Origin of the sequence: Streptomyces sp. NPDC056948, from assembly GCF_042674225.1 — a bacterium.
Classification (GTDB): Bacteria; Actinomycetota; Actinomycetes; order Streptomycetales; family Streptomycetaceae; genus Streptomyces; species Streptomyces purpurascens.
Genome location: NZ_JBHUQX010000239.1, coordinates 1 through 14,505 on the forward strand (window position 1 = coordinate 1; position 14,505 = coordinate 14,505).

The window sequence follows — 14,505 nt, forward strand, 5'->3', positions numbered from 1 at the left end:
CCTTTCGAAAGGATCCGGCCCGCTGGTTACTTCGAGGAGCTCATCAGCAGGTAGTCGTACATGCCGAGGTAGGCCTGCGTGACCGTGACGTTGGCCGCGGATGTCGGCCTGAGCAGCAGGTTCTTGCGGTAGATGACAGGAACGACCGAGGCGTTGTCGAGCACCATCTTGTCGATGTCGCCCCAGGCCTTGGTGCGGGCCGCGTCGTCGGTGTTGGCGATCGCGTCCGTCAGGGCCTTGTTGATCTTCGGGTCGTCCAGCTCCATCAGGTTGTTGCCGCCCGAGGGCTTGATGGCGGCACCGTTGACGACCTGGTCGAGGAAGCCGTAGCCGGTCGGCCAGTCGGCGCCCCACGCCATCGAGAGCATGCCGAGCTTGTTGTCGTGGACGTAGCTCGGGACACCGGCGAAGTTGGAGAAGTACTTGCCGGAGGGGAACTGCTTGATCTCGATGTTGATGCCGATCTTCTTCAGCGACGCCTGGACGGCCGTGGCCTGCGCGACCTCGGCGGGCCGGTCGGAACGGGCCGTCAGGATCGTGTTGAAGCCGTTCGGCTTGCCGCACGCCTTCAGCGCCGCCTTGGCCTTGGCCACGTCACCCTTGTGACCGTCGGTCGCGTAGGTGTCGAACTTGGTGTAGCCGTTGACCGACGGCGGCAGCAGCGTGGTCGCCACGTCGCCCTTCGGCGAACCGCCCATGGCGTCGAGCACCGACTGCTTGTCGAGGCCCCACTGCACGGCCTTGCGGCAGTCGGCGTTGTCGAACGGCTTCACGTTCACGTTCAGCGCGATGTACTGCGTCGCGCCGGCGTACGAGCTGTCCGTCTGGTTGGCGTACTTGCCGCGCAGCACCTTCGGCTGGGTCTGCGGCTGCACACCCGTGCCGGCCGCGTCAGCCGTGATCTTGTCGGAGAGCAGGTTGTTGTCGACCGTGACCGGGTTGACCTTGAACTTGATCGTGATCTTGTCCGCCAGGGCCTTGCGGTTCGGGTCCGTCTTCGCGTCCCACTGCGGGTTGCGCACGAGGGTGGCGCTGCGGCCCTCCTCGTAGGACTGGAACTGGTACGGGCCGGAGGACTGGATGGCCTGCACGTACTTCGCACCGGTGTCCTTCGACTGCGGCACCGGGGCCGTCTGCGAGAACGTCGCCAGGTAGTCGAAGTCGGCGAACGGCTGCTTCAGCTTGAAGACGATCGTCCGGTCGTCCGGCGTCTCGATGGACTTGATGCCCTCGGCGGACTTGTCCTTGTACGGGCCCTTGTACTTGTCGCCGCCCTCAAGGTACGCCTTGAAGTACGTCGGGCCGTTGGACAGCGCCTCGGGCGCGAAGTTGGAACGCTCGACGGCGTACTTCACGTCCTTGGACGTCACCGGGGTGCCGTCCTGGAACTTCACACCCGCACGCAGCTTGTACGTCCAGGTCTTGGCGTCCGGGCTGGACTTGCCGAGGCCCTCGGCGAGGTCCGGCACGACCTCCAGGCCTTCCTTGCCCGCCGCCGGTTTGAACGTGGTGAGCGTTCTGCCGTAGAGGCGGGAGAAGTTCTGCACCCAGCCGTAGTACGTGTTGCCCGGGTCGAGGGAGTCCGGCACGTCCGAGTGCTCGTACGAGACCGTCCCGCCCTTCTTGCTCGACGCGTTGACGATCGAGTTCAGCGCGGCGTCCTTCTTGCCGTTGCCTCCCCCGTCGTTGTCGTCACCTCCGCCGCCGCACGCGGTAGCACCCAGCGCCAGCGCCAGGACCGACGCAACGCCGGCGGTCACCCTTCTCGTCTTCACCTGAGGAAGCCCCCTCATTCGATGGATCACTTGCTGCGAGGGTCGAGGGCGTCACGCAGCCCGTCACCCAGCAGGTTGAAGGCCAGGACGGTGATGAAGATCGCCAGTCCGGGCACGAACATGTACTGCGGATCAGCCGTGTAGAGATCCACAGCGTTGCTGAGCATGCCGCCCCAGGAGGCCTGCGGCGGAGCGATACCGACACCGAGGAAGCTCAGCGCGGCCTCGAACAGGATGTTCGTCGGGATGATCAGCGTCGAGTAGACGAGGATCGGCGCGACGAGGTTGGGGAGCAGTTCCCGGAACAGGACGTACGGGCCGCGCGCTCCGAGGCTGGTGGCCGCCTCGATGAACTCCCGCTTGCGCAGGGTCATGGTCTGCGCCCGCACGATGCGGCCGATGTACGGCCAGCTGAAGAAGCCGATCACGAAGATCAGCACGCAGATGCGCAGGGACAGGCCGTCGAGACCGAAGAAGCCGTCCTGCACCGAGGCCGAGATCGAGATGGCGAACAGCAGCAGCGGGAACGCGAGGAAGGTGTCCATCAGCCTGCTGATGACGCTGTCGATCCAGCCGCCGTAGTAGCCGGCGACGACACCGAGCACGGTGCCGATGCACACGGACAGCAGCGTGGCGCCGCCCGCGACCAGGAGGGAGACCCAGGAGCCGTCGATGATGCGGGCGAGCATGTCCCGGCCGTACTGCGGGTCCACGCCGAGCGGGTGGTCCCAACTCATTCCTCCCCAGCCACCCTTGGGCGCGAGCAGCGCCGGGTCGATGAGGTCCTGGTTGAACTTGTTGGGATCGAGGTTGAAGATCCACTGGATCGGCTTGGAGAACACCGCCATCAGCACGAGCAGGATGACGACGACGCCTCCCGCCATCGCCACCTTGTCCCGCTTGAAGCGCATCCAGGCGATCTGGGTGAGCGAGCGCCCCTCGATCTGGCTCTTCTTGACCCCGGCGAGCACGGCCTCGGGCTGTGCTCCGGCTTCCGCCCCGGTGGTCTCGATCGGTGCGGTCACGGTGCGATTGACCCCTCTCGGGCCGGCGATGGCCGACCCCCTGGCTGCCGCTGTAGCGGTTTTGTTTGTCTCGTACACAAGACCGACCCGGCCCGTGTCTTGCGGGGAGTCTTCAACGCTTTGGCGATCTGTTGCCAGACTTGGCGATGAAAGGATGCGTAAACGTGATGCTGTCTGCAGGGTTCCGTTATCCGGACAACGGGTAACAGGGGTCGGACGCACTGCGTCCTGGGCATTTTAGGACAACACTGCCCTTTTCACCCTTATCTACGCGCGGAGACCTGAACGGTTGTCGTGTTCGGGGGCGGTGCGGGAACGGCCTCCGAGGGACCTGCGGAGCGGGTCAGTACCTGCCCTGGACAGGGGGGTATCCGTAGCCCGAAGCCGGGGCCTGGACGGGGGCCGTGGCGTGGGCCTCACGGTCGTAGAAGGGGCGTGCGCCGGCGCGCAGCCACATGGCGACCGGGTCGTGCTCGTCGGACATCGCGACGGTCGACACGGGGAGCCCGTCCGGTACGGCGCCGAGGGACTGCTGCATCATCGCGCGCACCGCGTCCACGGCCGGCGGCGAGGTGTCGTAGACGTCGAGTCCGATGGCGAGATACGGCGCCCCGAGCGCGGGTTGCACCCAGGCGCGGCGCAGCGAGCGGACGGCCGGGGTGCGGTGGGCGTTCTGCGTGAGCAGGGCGTAGAACTGCGGGATCTCGATGGCCGGTTCGGACAGCCGCAGGGGTCCGGCGGGCTGGCGGTCCAGGCCCGTGGCGATCCGGCGCAGGTCGAGCCAGGGGATGCCGACGCCGCCGCCGGGGGCGTGCGGGTTGAGCCAGAGGCCGTAGTGGTCGGGGTAGAGGGCGCGGGCCACGTCGAGTCCGTCGACCACCTCGTAACTGCGGTTCCAGCCGCTCGCCGAGAGCTCCTGCGCGGAGGTCACACAGGGGGCGTAGCCGCAGCGCTCGACCTCCATGTTTCCGTACTGGGCGTCGGGGGATCCGGCCTGGCCGTGCCACAGGAGCATCCAGATCTGGCCGCTGTGCGGGGTCGCGAGAGCGCGCAGGAGGGCCTCATAGGCGTCATAACGCCCGGGCGTGACCTGGCGCAGCATGTGCTCGACCTGTCCGGCCGCGGCCGTGCCGCTCGCGCTCACCTTTACCGCCCCTTCGTACAACGCCTCGACCGTGACCTAGCTTAAGCCCGCCCGCCGACTCGGGACTTGCCCTCGTCCGGCGGGTGCGGGTCCGTCTGTGGCTCGTCGTCCTACCGCTGGTAGAACGGCCGGACCCTGTCCTTCATCCACTCGCCCACCGGGTCCTCCGCGACGTCCAGGAGTACCAGGTTGACCGGCCAGGGGGCCGGGGCGTCGGTGACCGCGCGGGTGAGGGCGTCCAGGGGGAGGGCGCGCAGGTCGCCTTCCCACTGGGAGAGTTCGACGCCGACGAACATCACCGGGTCGGCGGTCTCGATCGCGGCGAGGCAGCGGCGGGCGGAGACGACGACGCCGATCGCCTCGAACTCGGCGGAGGCGGCGGCGAGGAAGTCCACCGGGTCGTCCTGCCAGTCCGGCTCGAAGAGGCGGACCCGGCCGCCGCTCGCGGGGCCGTCCAGCGGGGTCCGGCCGGCCCGGCACAGCTCGGCCACGGCCTGCGGCGGGAGCGGGATGCCGACGACGCCGCCCGGGTTGATGGCCATCCCCGCGTGCGGGGGCAGACCGCGGGCGAACTCCACGGCCGGCGCGATGGTGTACGACATGTGCGAGCCGACGACCTGGCGGAACTGCTCCTCGGAGCTGAACACCGGCACGTACGCCTGGCCCTCGATCTCGATGCCGGGGAGGTCGAGGGGGCCGCTCTGCGGGCCGCCGCCGCTGGGCAGCGGGATCCACACGAAGCTCCTGCCGAGCACCTCGACGATCCGCCCGCCGGCCGAGGGACCGGCGCCGAGGGAGGCCGAGAGCACCTCCTCCAGCTCGTTGCCGGGCCATCCGCCGTGCGGGTGGGTCTGCGTCTGCGCCGGGAAGTCCGCGGAGAAGTCCGCCGGGAAGTCCATCTGCCTACCGCCTGCCTGGAACCACTGCTGTGGCTCAAAGGCTAGCGGCTCGGGAACGGCGGACGGCCACCCCGTGAACCACGAGCCGCGAACAGCCACCCGGGCCGGGGGCCCGCACCCCACGAACACGGCTCACCGCCGCGGCCGGCCCGCGCCCGTGAACACCGGCTCATTGGCCGCGGACAACCAGGCCCATGAACACCGGCTCACCGCCGCAAACCGACCGGGCCCACGGACACCGGCCCACCACCGCGAACAGACCGGCCCCAGGACACCGGCACACCGCCGCAAACCGACCGGGCCCACGGACACCGGCCCACCACCGCAAACCGACCGGCCCCAGGACACCGGCACACCGCCGCAAACCGACCGGGCCCACGGACACCGGCCCACCACCGCAAACCGACCGGGCCCACGGACACCGGCCCACCGGTCTGGGCGGTCAGCCCACGAAGCCGATGCGGCGCAGGGTGTTCGCCGCGTCGCGGTCGGCGAGGATCGCCGAGCCGCAGCCGGTGGGCAGTTCGCCCTGTTCCACCTCGCGCAGCAGGCGGGTGGTGGCCGCGCGGTGACGCAGGAACGCGTACCGCGAGACGCCGCGGCCGCGGTCGCGCTGGCCGGCCAGGGCCTGCTCGGGGGTGACGTCGAGCATCAGCAGGTGGAGCGTGCCGCCGCGGCGGCGGGCCTCGCGGGCGAGCCAGCGGCGGACCCAGGCCTGTGTGCCGCAGTCGTGCACGACGACGGCCTCGCCGTCGCGCAGGGCGCGGCGCAGCCCGGCGTAGTGGGCGAGACGGACGAGCGGGCGGTAGATCGCGTACGGCAGGGCGCGCGGCATCCGGCGGTCCCAGTGGTCGCGGGTGTCCTGGGAGTCGATGCGCCGGCCCGGCACGGTGCGCCGCATCAGCGTGGACTTGCCGCTGCCGGGCAGGCCCGTGACCACGACGATGTCGCGGGGGCCGAACAGCAGCGCGTGCGGGCCGCGGCCGGCGCGCTCGCGCAGATCGCGGACGACCGGCACCGGCTGCGGGCCGCAGGCCGCGCGCACCGGTGCGGCCGGCTGCTCGGGCAGCGCGATGCCCGATGTCGTGGCGTACGCGGTGGTCCTGTTCACCGTGATCGTCCTCCCCTGGGGCCAGGTACGGAGTCCCATGCCCGCCGAGTGTAAAGAGAAGGTAATGCCCGATGTCTCTGGTTTTAGTCCTCTTCCTGCAACAGGCCTGCTACAGGGTGGTCCCCCTGCCACCCCGCGACAATGCGTGCAATGATGTGCGCGCCAACTGCATACCGGCCGTTTGAATCCGCGCGGGAGAGTCCCCAGCACCGTCCGACGCTGGGGCGCCGAAGGAGCAAGTCCCTCCCTTGAATCTCTCAGGCCCCGTTACCGCGCGGGCGAGGCACATCTGAAAAGCGGGCCGCACCCTTCTCCGGAGTCCGGGGAAGCGGCGTGGCTCCACCCAAGGTGCAAGCCATTGACCTGCGCGGTCATGGCGAACCTCTCAGGTTCCGATGACAGATGGGGAGGAACGACCTCGCCCGTCATGCCCTTGGAGACGACCGACCGATGAGCAGTACAGGAGAACTCCGCCACACCGCGCTCGATGCCCTGCATCGTTCGCTCGGCGCGACGATGACCGACTTCGCCGGCTGGGACATGCCCCTGCGCTACGGCTCCGAGCGTGACGAGCACAACGCCGTGCGCACGAAGGCTGGGCTGTTCGACCTCTCCCACATGGGCGAGATCACCGTCACGGGACCGGGGGCCGCCGCGCTCCTCGACCACGCGCTGGTCGGCAACATCGGCGGGGTCAAGCCCGGCCGCGCCCGCTACACCATGATCTGCCAGGCCGACGGCGGCATCCTCGACGACCTGATCGTGTACCGGCTGGCCGAGGCCGAATACATGGTCGTCGCGAACGCCTCCAACGCCCAGGTGGTCCTGGACGCACTGGTGGAACGTTCCGCCGGCTTCGACGCCGAGGTGCGCGACGACCGGGACGCCTACGCGCTGCTCGCCGTACAGGGCCCGGAGTCCCCGGGGATCCTGAAGTCCCTGACCGACGCCGACCTCGACGGCCTGAAGTACTACGCCGGTCTGCCCGGCACGGTCGCGGGCGTCCCGGCCCTCATCGCCCGCACCGGGTACACCGGCGAGGACGGCTTCGAGCTGTTCGTGAAGCCGGAGCACGCCGTCGAGCTGTGGCAGGCCCTGACCAAGGCGGGCGAGGGCGCCGGTCTGGTCCCGTGCGGGCTGTCCTGCCGCGACACCCTGCGCCTCGAGGCGGGCATGCCGCTGTACGGGCACGAGCTGAGCACCTCCCTGACGCCCTTCGACGCCGGGCTCGGCCGGGTGGTGAAGTTCGAGAAGGACGGCGACTTCGTGGGCCGCGAGGCCCTGGCGGAGGCCGCCGCACGCGCCGAGCAGAACCCGCCCCGCGTCCTGGTCGGCCTCGTCGCCGAGGGCCGTAGGGTCCCGCGCGCCGGATACCCGGTCGTCACCGGCGGCGAGGTGATCGGCGAGGTCACCTCCGGCGCCCCCTCCCCCACGCTCGGCAAGCCGATCGCGATGGCGTACGTCGACCCCGCGCACGCGGCTCCCGGCACGCCCGGTGTGGCCGTGGACATCCGGGGCAGTCACGAGCCGTACGAGGTCGTGGCGCTGCCGTTCTACAAGCGCCAGAAGTAGACACTGGCCGCGGGCCGTCACAGCGGTCCCGGGCCTCTCACCCCCGCTCACCAGCGGTCCCCTTCATCAGCACTCCCGCGCGTACAGGAGAATCCAGGCCATGAGCAACCCCAAAGAGCTGCGTTACAGCAAGGAGCACGAGTGGCTGTCGGGCGCCGAGGACGGTGTCTCGACGATCGGCATCACGGAGCACGCGGCGAACGCGCTCGGCGACGTCGTCTTCGTCCAGCTCCCGGAGGTCGGTGCCGCCCTGTCCGCGGGCGAGACCTGCGGCGAGCTGGAGTCGACCAAGTCGGTGTCCGACCTCTACTCCCCGGTCTCCGGTGAGGTCACCGAGGTCAACGAGGACGTCGTGAACGACCCGTCCCTGGTGAACTCGGCCCCCTTCGAGGGCGGCTGGCTGTTCAAGGTGCGCGTCACGGACGAGCCGGGCGACCTGCTCTCCGCCGACGAGTACACCGCGTTCTCCGCCGGCTGAGGAGTCGTAGCCGTATGTCCGTCCTGAACACATCCCTGCACGAGTTCGACCCGGCTGTGGCCGCCGCGGTCGACGCCGAGCTGCACCGGCAGCAGTCCACGCTCGAGATGATCGCCTCGGAGAACTTCGCCCCGGTCGCGGTCATGGAGGCACAGGGCTCGGTCCTCACCAACAAGTACGCCGAGGGCTACCCGGGCCGCCGCTACTACGGCGGCTGCGAGCACGTCGACGTGGTCGAGCAGATCGCGATCGACCGGGTCAAGGAGCTGTTCGGCGCCGAGCACGCCAACGTCCAGCCGCACTCCGGCGCCCAGGCCAACGCCGCCGCGATGTTCGCGCTGCTCAAGCCGGGCGACACCATCATGGGCCTGAACCTCGCGCACGGCGGGCACCTGACCCATGGCATGAAGATCAACTTCTCCGGCAAGCTCTACGACGTCGTCGCCTACCACGTCGGCGACGACGGCCGGGTCGACATGGCCGAGGTGGAGCGGCTGGCGAAGGAGTCCCGGCCGAAGCTGATCGTCGCGGGCTGGTCGGCCTACCCCCGGCAGCTCGACTTCGCCGAGTTCCGCCGGATCGCGGACGAGGTCGGCGCGTACCTGATGGTCGACATGGCGCACTTCGCGGGGCTGGTGGCGGCGGGGCTGCACCCGAACCCCGTTCCGCACGCGCACGTGGTGACCACGACCACCCACAAGACGCTGGGCGGCCCGCGCGGCGGTGTGATCCTCTCCACGGCCGAACTGGCCAAGAAGATCAACTCCGCTGTCTTCCCCGGTCAGCAGGGCGGTCCGCTGGAGCATGTGATCGCGGCCAAGGCGGTCTCGTTCAAGGTCGCGGCCTCCGAGGACTTCAAGGAGCGCCAGCGCCGTACGCTGGAGGGTGCCCGCATCCTGGCCGAGCGTCTGGTGAAGGACGACGTCCGGGCCGTGGGCGTGGACGTCCTGTCCGGCGGCACGGACGTGCACCTCGTCCTGGTCGACCTGCGCCACTCGGAGCTGGACGGACAGCAGGCCGAGGACCGCCTCCACGAGGTGGGCATCACGGTCAACCGCAACGCGATCCCGAACGACCCGCGCCCGCCGATGGTGACGTCCGGTCTGCGGATCGGCACGCCGGCCCTGGCGACCCGGGGCTTCGAGGCCGAGGACTTCGCGGAGGTCGCGGACGTCATCGCCGAGACGCTCAAGCCGTCCTACGACACGGACGCGCTCAAGGCCCGGGTGAAGGCCCTGGCCGACAGGCACCCGCTGTACGCGGGCCTGAACAAGTAACGAAGAAACCTTTCAGGGCGCCGTGCCCGCCGGTGGCGGCACCAGCGAGCACGGCGCCCGCCCGCTCACGCACCACCCCGTAGTCAGTCAGGAGTTCCCGTGGCCATCTCGGTCTTCGACCTGTTCTCGATCGGCATCGGCCCGTCCAGCTCCCACACGGTCGGCCCGATGCGCGCGGCCGGCCTGTTCGCCCGGCGGCTGCGCAACGAAGAGCTGCTGGAGTCGGTCGGATCCGTCCGTGCCGAGCTGTACGGATCGCTCGGCGCCACCGGCCACGGCCACGGCACACCCAAGGCGGTCCTGCTCGGCCTGGAGGGCGACTCGCCTCGCACGGTCGACGTGGAGAAGGCCGACGACCGGGTGGAGGCGATCAAGACCGACGGCCGGCTGAATCTGCTGGGCGAGCACGAGATCGGGTTCGCCTTCGACGACGACATGGTCCTGCACCGCCGCAAGGCCCTCCCGTACCACGCGAACGGCATGACCCTGTGGGCGTACGACGCCTCGGGCGCGGAGCTGCTGACGAAGACCTACTACTCGGTCGGCGGCGGCTTCGTCGTGGACGAGGAGGCCGTCGGCGCGGACCGCATCAAACTCGACGACACCGCCCTGAAGTACCCCTTCCGCACGGGCGACGAGCTGCTGCGCATGGCCCAGGAGTCGGGCCTCTCCATCTCGGCGATGATGCTGGAGAACGAGCGTGCCTGGCGCACCGAGGAGGAGATCCGCGAGGGCCTGCTGGAGATCTGGCAGGTGATGCGGGACTGCGTGGCGCGCGGCCTGTCCCAGGAGGGCATCCTGCCCGGCGGTCTCAAGGTGCGCCGCCGCGCCGCGAACACCGCGCGCAAGCTCCGCTCCGAGGGCGACCCGAAGTCCCTCGCCATGGAGTGGATCACCCTCTACGCGATGGCGGTCAACGAGGAGAACGCGGCCGGCGGCCGGGTCGTCACCGCCCCCACCAACGGCGCGGCCGGCATCATCCCCGCGGTCCTGCACTACTACGTCAACTTCGTGCCGGGAGCCGACGAGGAGGGCGTGGTCCGCTTCCTGCTCGCCGCGGGCGCGATCGGCATGCTGTTCAAGGAGAACGCCTCCATCTCCGGTGCCGAGGTCGGCTGCCAGGGCGAGGTCGGCTCCGCCTGCTCGATGGCCGCGGGCGCCCTGGCCGAGGTCCTCGGCGGCTCCCCGGAGCAGGTCGAGAACGCCGCCGAGATCGGCATGGAACACAACCTGGGCCTCACCTGTGACCCGGTCGGCGGGCTGGTCCAGATCCCGTGCATCGAACGCAACGGCATGGCCGCGGTCAAGGCCGTCACCGCCGCCCGCATGGCCATGCGCGGCGACGGCTCCCACAAGGTGTCCCTCGACAAGGTCATCAAGACGATGAAGGACACCGGGGCGGACATGTCGGTGAAGTACAAGGAGACGGCCCGGGGCGGGCTGGCGGTGAACATCATCGAGTGCTGAGCGCCGGGGCACCGGGGCCACCGGTCGTGGTCTTGCGATGCGAGATGGCGATACCGAAAATCAAGATGGCTGACATCGTTGCGGTGACCATGTTTCACGCGTGAAGGACCGAGCGATGCCCGCCCCAGCCACTGGTTCAGCCCCGACGCCCGTCAACCCGCGGTCCCGCGTCCTCGTCGCGAGCCTCATGGGCACGACGATCGAGTTCTACGACTTCTACATCTACGCGACCGCCGCGGTGCTCGTCTTCCCCCAGCTCTTCTTCCCGAGCAGCGACCCGACCACCGCGCTGCTGTCGTCCTTCGCGGTCTTCGGCGCCGCGATGGTCGCCCGCCCGATCGGCGCCGTCGTCTTCGGGCACCTCGGTGACCGGCTCGGCCGCAAGAAGACACTCGTCGTCTCGCTCCTGACCATGGGCATCGCCACGTTCCTCATCGGCGTCCTGCCCACCTACGCCCAAGCCGGCTGGGTGGCCACCGCGCTGCTCGTGCTGATGCGGCTCGCGCAGGGCTTCGCGCTCGGCGGCGAGTGGAGCGGCGCCGCCCTGGTCGCGACCGAGAACGCCCCCCGCGGCAAGCGCGCCCTGTACGGCACCTTCCCGCAGTTGGGCGCCCCGCTCGGCTTCATCATCGGCAACGGCCTGTTCCTGGTCATCGGCGCCCTGCTGCCGTCCGCGGCCGGCGCCGACCCCTCGCAGCCCTCGGACGCCTTCGTCAGCTGGGGCTGGCGCGTCCCGTTCCTGTTCTCCGCCGTGATGGTCGCGATCGGCCTGTGGGTGCGCTCCCGGCTCGTCGAGTCGGCGGTCTTCGCCAGGACCCGTGAGTCCGGCGGGGTGCGGCGACTGCCGCTGGTCACCGTGGTGCGCAGCCACGGGAAGCAGTTGGTCCTGGGCACCTTCATCATGCTGGCGACCTACGTGCTCTTCTACCTGATGACCACGTTCTCGCTCAGCTACGGACGCGCGGCGAAGGATGCCGCCGTGCCCGGACTGGGGTACGACTACACCACGTTCGTGCTCATGATGATCTTCGGTGTGCTGTTCTTCGCCGCGTTCACCCTGATCTCAGGGCCGCTCGCGGACCGGTACGGGCGGCGCGCCACCCTGATCTGGATCACCGCCGCGATCCTGGTCTTCGGACTGGTCTGGGTGCCGCTGATCGATCTGGGCACGCTCGGCGTGGTCCTGTGGCTCGTCCTCGGCTTCACCCTGATGGGCATGACGTTCGGACCGATGGGCGCGCTCCTGCCCGAGCTCTTCCCGACCAGCGTCCGCTACACCGGCTCCGGCATCGCGTACAACGTCAGCTCGATCCTCGGGGCGGCGGTCGCCCCGTTCATCGCCGTGGCGCTGTGGGAGGCCGGGGACGGCTCGCCGCGGCTGGTCGGCGTCTACCTCTCGGCGATGGCGGTGCTGACACTGATCGCGCTCCTGCTCTCCAAGGAGACCAAGCACGTCTCCCTGGACGACCGCGAGGCCGCCTCCGCCGACGACGCGGCCCGCGCCCCGGCCGCCTCCCCCAGCTCCTGAAACCGACCGGCGTTCACCACCGCCGGGCCGCGAGCCTCCTCGCGCCCGGCGTACAGCCGCCGTCGCGGGGCATAACAACAACCCCCGGCCCAAGGGAACTTCCGCCCCACCCGCACCAGAGGGAGCCCCATGCTGCGCGGCATCGACGTGAGCGCCTACCAGTCCTCCTCCTACGACACCGATGGCCTCTCCTTCGTCTTCGTCAAGGCGAGCGAGGGGCGGTCCTACGTCAACCCCAAACTGACCGCCCAGACGAAGCGGGCGCGTGACGCCGGGCTGGTCGTCGGCTTCTACCACTTCCTGTGGCCCGGCAACCTCACCGCCCAGGCCGAGTACTTCGTCGGCAAGGCCCCGGAGCGGGCGGGCGACATCCTCGCCGTCGACTGGGAGACGACCAGCAACGGAACGCACGCGAGCAACGCCGAGAAGGACCTGTTCATCCGCAAGGTGAAGGATCTTCGGCCGAACAACCAGGTGGTGCTCTACTGCAACCGGAACTTCTGGCTCAACATCGACACGACCTCCTACGCGGGGGACGCCCTGTGGATCGCCGACTACGTCAGCGCGGGCAAGCCCCGTATCAAGGCCAAGTGGCGCTTCCACCAGTACACCGACAACCCACTGGACAGGAACGTGGCCGACTTCGAGAGCAAGGCCGCGCTGCGCAGATGGGCCGAGGACGCCTGACCGGCCGGGTGGCCTAGCCGCTGAACCCGGGCGTGCGCTCCGGGGACGCCTCCGCCAGGGCCTTCGCGACCGCGTCGGTGCCGGCGCGCAGGCCGTAGACCGGGGTGTCGGGCTGCTGGCGCCAGGAGTCGTCGATGCCGCCCGCGTCCACCGTGTCGAAGCCGAGGGCGTCGATGAGGTCCCGTACCTTGCGCTTGGCCGGCTCGTCGTCGCCGGCCACCGGGAGGGCCATGCGGTCGGGGGCGCCGGGCGGGAGCGGGCGTTCCAGGATGTCCTGGGCGTAGGTGCCGTTGAAGGCCTTGACGACCGCGTGGCCGATCTGACGTTCCGTCCAGCGGCTCTCGGTGAGGCCGTCGTCCTCGATCGCGGCGATCCTGCCGTCCCGCTCCCGGGGGTAGTAGTTGCCGGTGTCGATGACCGCGACGCCGTCCGCCGCCTTGTCGATGAGACCGGACGGCAGGTCCGGGACCGCCTTCAGCGGGACGGTGATCACGACGATCTCGGCGCCCAGCGGTGCCTCCTCGACCGTCACGGGCGTCGCGCCGGTCTCCTTTGCGAGGGCCGTGAGGGTGTGCGGGCCGCGGGAGTTGGCGACGGACACGTCGTGGCCGAGGGTGGTGAGCCGCCGGGTCAGGTTGCCGCCGATGTTGCCCGCTCCGATGATGCCGATCTTCATGTCCTCGCCTCGCCCTTCCGGGGATCGATAGCGCCTGGGGCTCCTCGCGGAGCCTTCGTGACCAGGGTCAACCTCCGGTGCGGATGGGCTATTCCGGCTTCCCGGTAAGTGCGAACGGGTCCTCCAGTTCCCCGCGCAGCACCTCCGCCGCCCCTTCCGCGTCCCCGTCCGCCACCGCCCGGACGAGCTCCTCGTGGGCGTCGTCGCCGGTGTTCGGGTCGTGGGCGCGCAGGCCGGTCAGGGTGAGGAGTTCGATCAGGCCCTCGCGCAGGACGGGGGTGAACTCGGTGAACAGGTCCGCGAGCACCGGGTTGCGGGCGGAGGCGATCACGGTGGCGTGGAAGGCGATGTCCGCGTCGACGAAGGCCGCGTCGTCGGCGGTGGCGGCGGCCCGGCGGCCCTCCAGCGCGGCCCGCAGCGCCGCGATGTCGTCGGGGGTGCGGCGGCGCGCGGCGAGCCGGGCCGCGTGGACCTCCACCGCCATACGGACCTCGTAGACGTCGGTCACGGCGGCCCGGCGCAGCCGCGTGGGCCAGTCCGAGCCCGAGCCCCGGCTGCTGCTCCTGGACGAACCGGCCACCGGGCTGGACCTGCCCGGCCGGGAGCGGCTGATCGGGGCGCTGGAGGAGCTGCGCCGGGACCATCCGCGGCTGGCGACGGTCCTGGTCACCCACCATCTGGAGGAGCTTCCGCCGCACACCACGCACGCCCTGCTGCTGCGCGAGGGCCGTCCGCTGGCCGACGGCCCGGTGGCCGAGGTGCTGACCGCCGACCGGCTCGGCAAGTGCTTCGACCTGCCGCTGGCCCTGGAACGGCGGGACGGCCGCTGGAGCGTGCGCACGGCACGCCGGGCATGACGAGGGGCC

Annotated in this window: 13 protein-coding genes and 2 riboswitches; of the genes, 6 read left to right on the forward strand and 7 right to left on the reverse strand. The window is 70.1% G+C overall.

What is annotated here, in order from left to right; translation table 11 throughout:
• Nucleotides 1–26: 26 nt before the first annotated feature.
• The 5 genes from ACFTZL_RS27400 to ACFTZL_RS27420 form a co-directional block, all read right to left on the reverse strand.
• On the reverse strand, nucleotides 27–1,793 hold the full coding sequence (locus tag ACFTZL_RS27400; protein ID WP_382587908.1) for an ABC transporter substrate-binding protein: 1,767 nt from the start codon (nucleotides 1,791–1,793) through the stop codon (nucleotides 27–29).
• A gap of 8 nt (nucleotides 1,794–1,801) precedes the next feature.
• Nucleotides 1,802–2,800, reverse strand: a complete 999-nt coding sequence (locus ACFTZL_RS27405) for an ABC transporter permease (protein WP_382587910.1) — start codon at nucleotides 2,798–2,800, stop codon at nucleotides 1,802–1,804.
• A gap of 343 nt (nucleotides 2,801–3,143) precedes the next feature.
• On the reverse strand, nucleotides 3,144–3,944 hold the full coding sequence (locus ACFTZL_RS27410) for an enhanced serine sensitivity protein SseB C-terminal domain-containing protein (RefSeq protein WP_382587912.1): 801 nt from the start codon (nucleotides 3,942–3,944) through the stop codon (nucleotides 3,144–3,146).
• A gap of 110 nt (nucleotides 3,945–4,054) precedes the next feature.
• Nucleotides 4,055–4,843: an enhanced serine sensitivity protein SseB gene (locus ACFTZL_RS27415; protein ID WP_382587914.1), complete on the reverse strand. Its 789-nt coding sequence runs from the start codon at nucleotides 4,841–4,843 to the stop codon at nucleotides 4,055–4,057.
• 442 nt (nucleotides 4,844–5,285) lie between these two features.
• Nucleotides 5,286–5,954: an AAA family ATPase gene (locus ACFTZL_RS27420; protein WP_382587929.1), complete on the reverse strand. Its 669-nt coding sequence runs from the start codon at nucleotides 5,952–5,954 to the stop codon at nucleotides 5,286–5,288.
• 182 nt (nucleotides 5,955–6,136) lie between these two features.
• A riboswitch (glycine riboswitch) is annotated at nucleotides 6,137–6,237 on the forward strand.
• A gap of 1 nt (nucleotide 6,238) precedes the next feature.
• A riboswitch (glycine riboswitch) is annotated at nucleotides 6,239–6,366 on the forward strand.
• Nucleotides 6,367–6,404: 38 nt separating this feature from the next.
• On the opposite strand from ACFTZL_RS27420, the gene gcvT reads away from it, so the two are divergent.
• The 6 genes from gcvT to ACFTZL_RS27450 all read left to right on the forward strand — a co-directional run bounded on the left by gcvT (nucleotide 6,405) and on the right by ACFTZL_RS27450 (nucleotide 12,963).
• The gene (gcvT, locus tag ACFTZL_RS27425) at nucleotides 6,405–7,526 is read left to right on the forward strand and encodes a glycine cleavage system aminomethyltransferase GcvT (RefSeq protein WP_382587916.1); all 1,122 of its coding nucleotides are present in this window, start codon (nucleotides 6,405–6,407) and stop codon (nucleotides 7,524–7,526) included.
• A 100-nt stretch (nucleotides 7,527–7,626) separates the two neighbouring features.
• Nucleotides 7,627–8,004: a glycine cleavage system protein GcvH gene (gcvH, locus tag ACFTZL_RS27430; RefSeq protein ID WP_184598686.1), complete on the forward strand. Its 378-nt coding sequence runs from the start codon at nucleotides 7,627–7,629 to the stop codon at nucleotides 8,002–8,004.
• A gap of 14 nt (nucleotides 8,005–8,018) precedes the next feature.
• Nucleotides 8,019–9,281: a serine hydroxymethyltransferase gene (glyA, locus tag ACFTZL_RS27435; protein ID WP_382587919.1), complete on the forward strand. Its 1,263-nt coding sequence runs from the start codon at nucleotides 8,019–8,021 to the stop codon at nucleotides 9,279–9,281.
• Between the two features lie 99 nt (nucleotides 9,282–9,380).
• Nucleotides 9,381–10,748, forward strand: a complete 1,368-nt coding sequence (locus ACFTZL_RS27440; RefSeq protein ID WP_382587921.1) for an L-serine ammonia-lyase — start codon at nucleotides 9,381–9,383, stop codon at nucleotides 10,746–10,748.
• A gap of 115 nt (nucleotides 10,749–10,863) precedes the next feature.
• On the forward strand, nucleotides 10,864–12,276 hold the full coding sequence (locus ACFTZL_RS27445) for an MFS transporter (protein ID WP_382587923.1): 1,413 nt from the start codon (nucleotides 10,864–10,866) through the stop codon (nucleotides 12,274–12,276).
• A gap of 129 nt (nucleotides 12,277–12,405) precedes the next feature.
• Nucleotides 12,406–12,963 carry a glycoside hydrolase family 25 protein gene (locus tag ACFTZL_RS27450; protein WP_382587925.1) on the forward strand — a complete coding sequence of 186 codons (558 nt, stop codon included), beginning with the start codon at nucleotides 12,406–12,408 and terminating at the stop codon, nucleotides 12,961–12,963.
• 13 nt (nucleotides 12,964–12,976) lie between these two features.
• Here the strand turns inward: ACFTZL_RS27450 and ACFTZL_RS27455 are convergent, their stop codons facing one another.
• Together ACFTZL_RS27455 and ACFTZL_RS27460 are read right to left on the reverse strand one after the other, a co-directional pair.
• Nucleotides 12,977–13,639, reverse strand: a complete 663-nt coding sequence (locus ACFTZL_RS27455) for an NADPH-dependent F420 reductase (RefSeq protein ID WP_382587927.1) — start codon at nucleotides 13,637–13,639, stop codon at nucleotides 12,977–12,979.
• Nucleotides 13,640–13,727: 88 nt separating this feature from the next.
• Nucleotides 13,728–14,480 carry a FadR/GntR family transcriptional regulator gene (locus tag ACFTZL_RS27460; protein WP_382587931.1) on the reverse strand — a complete coding sequence of 251 codons (753 nt, stop codon included), beginning with the start codon at nucleotides 14,478–14,480 and terminating at the stop codon, nucleotides 13,728–13,730.
• Nucleotides 14,481–14,505 lie beyond the last annotated feature (25 nt).

What these genes read in the sequence shown, in the direction of transcription:
- ACFTZL_RS27400 (WP_382587908.1), bottom strand. Translation starts at nt 1,793, where the DNA reads ATGAGGGGGCTTCCTCAGGTGAAGACGAGAAGGGTGACCGCCGGCGTT.
- ACFTZL_RS27415 (WP_382587914.1), bottom strand. Translation starts at nt 4,843, where the DNA reads ATGGACTTCCCGGCGGACTTCTCCGCGGACTTCCCGGCGCAGACGCAG.
- gcvT (WP_382587916.1), top strand. Translation starts at nt 6,405, where the DNA reads ATGAGCAGTACAGGAGAACTCCGCCACACCGCGCTCGATGCCCTGCAT.
- gcvH (WP_184598686.1), top strand. Translation starts at nt 7,627, where the DNA reads ATGAGCAACCCCAAAGAGCTGCGTTACAGCAAGGAGCACGAGTGGCTG.
- glyA (WP_382587919.1), top strand. Translation starts at nt 8,019, where the DNA reads ATGTCCGTCCTGAACACATCCCTGCACGAGTTCGACCCGGCTGTGGCC.
- ACFTZL_RS27445 (WP_382587923.1), top strand. Translation starts at nt 10,864, where the DNA reads ATGCCCGCCCCAGCCACTGGTTCAGCCCCGACGCCCGTCAACCCGCGG.
- ACFTZL_RS27450 (WP_382587925.1), top strand. Translation starts at nt 12,406, where the DNA reads ATGCTGCGCGGCATCGACGTGAGCGCCTACCAGTCCTCCTCCTACGAC.
- ACFTZL_RS27455 (WP_382587927.1), bottom strand. Translation starts at nt 13,639, where the DNA reads ATGAAGATCGGCATCATCGGAGCGGGCAACATCGGCGGCAACCTGACC.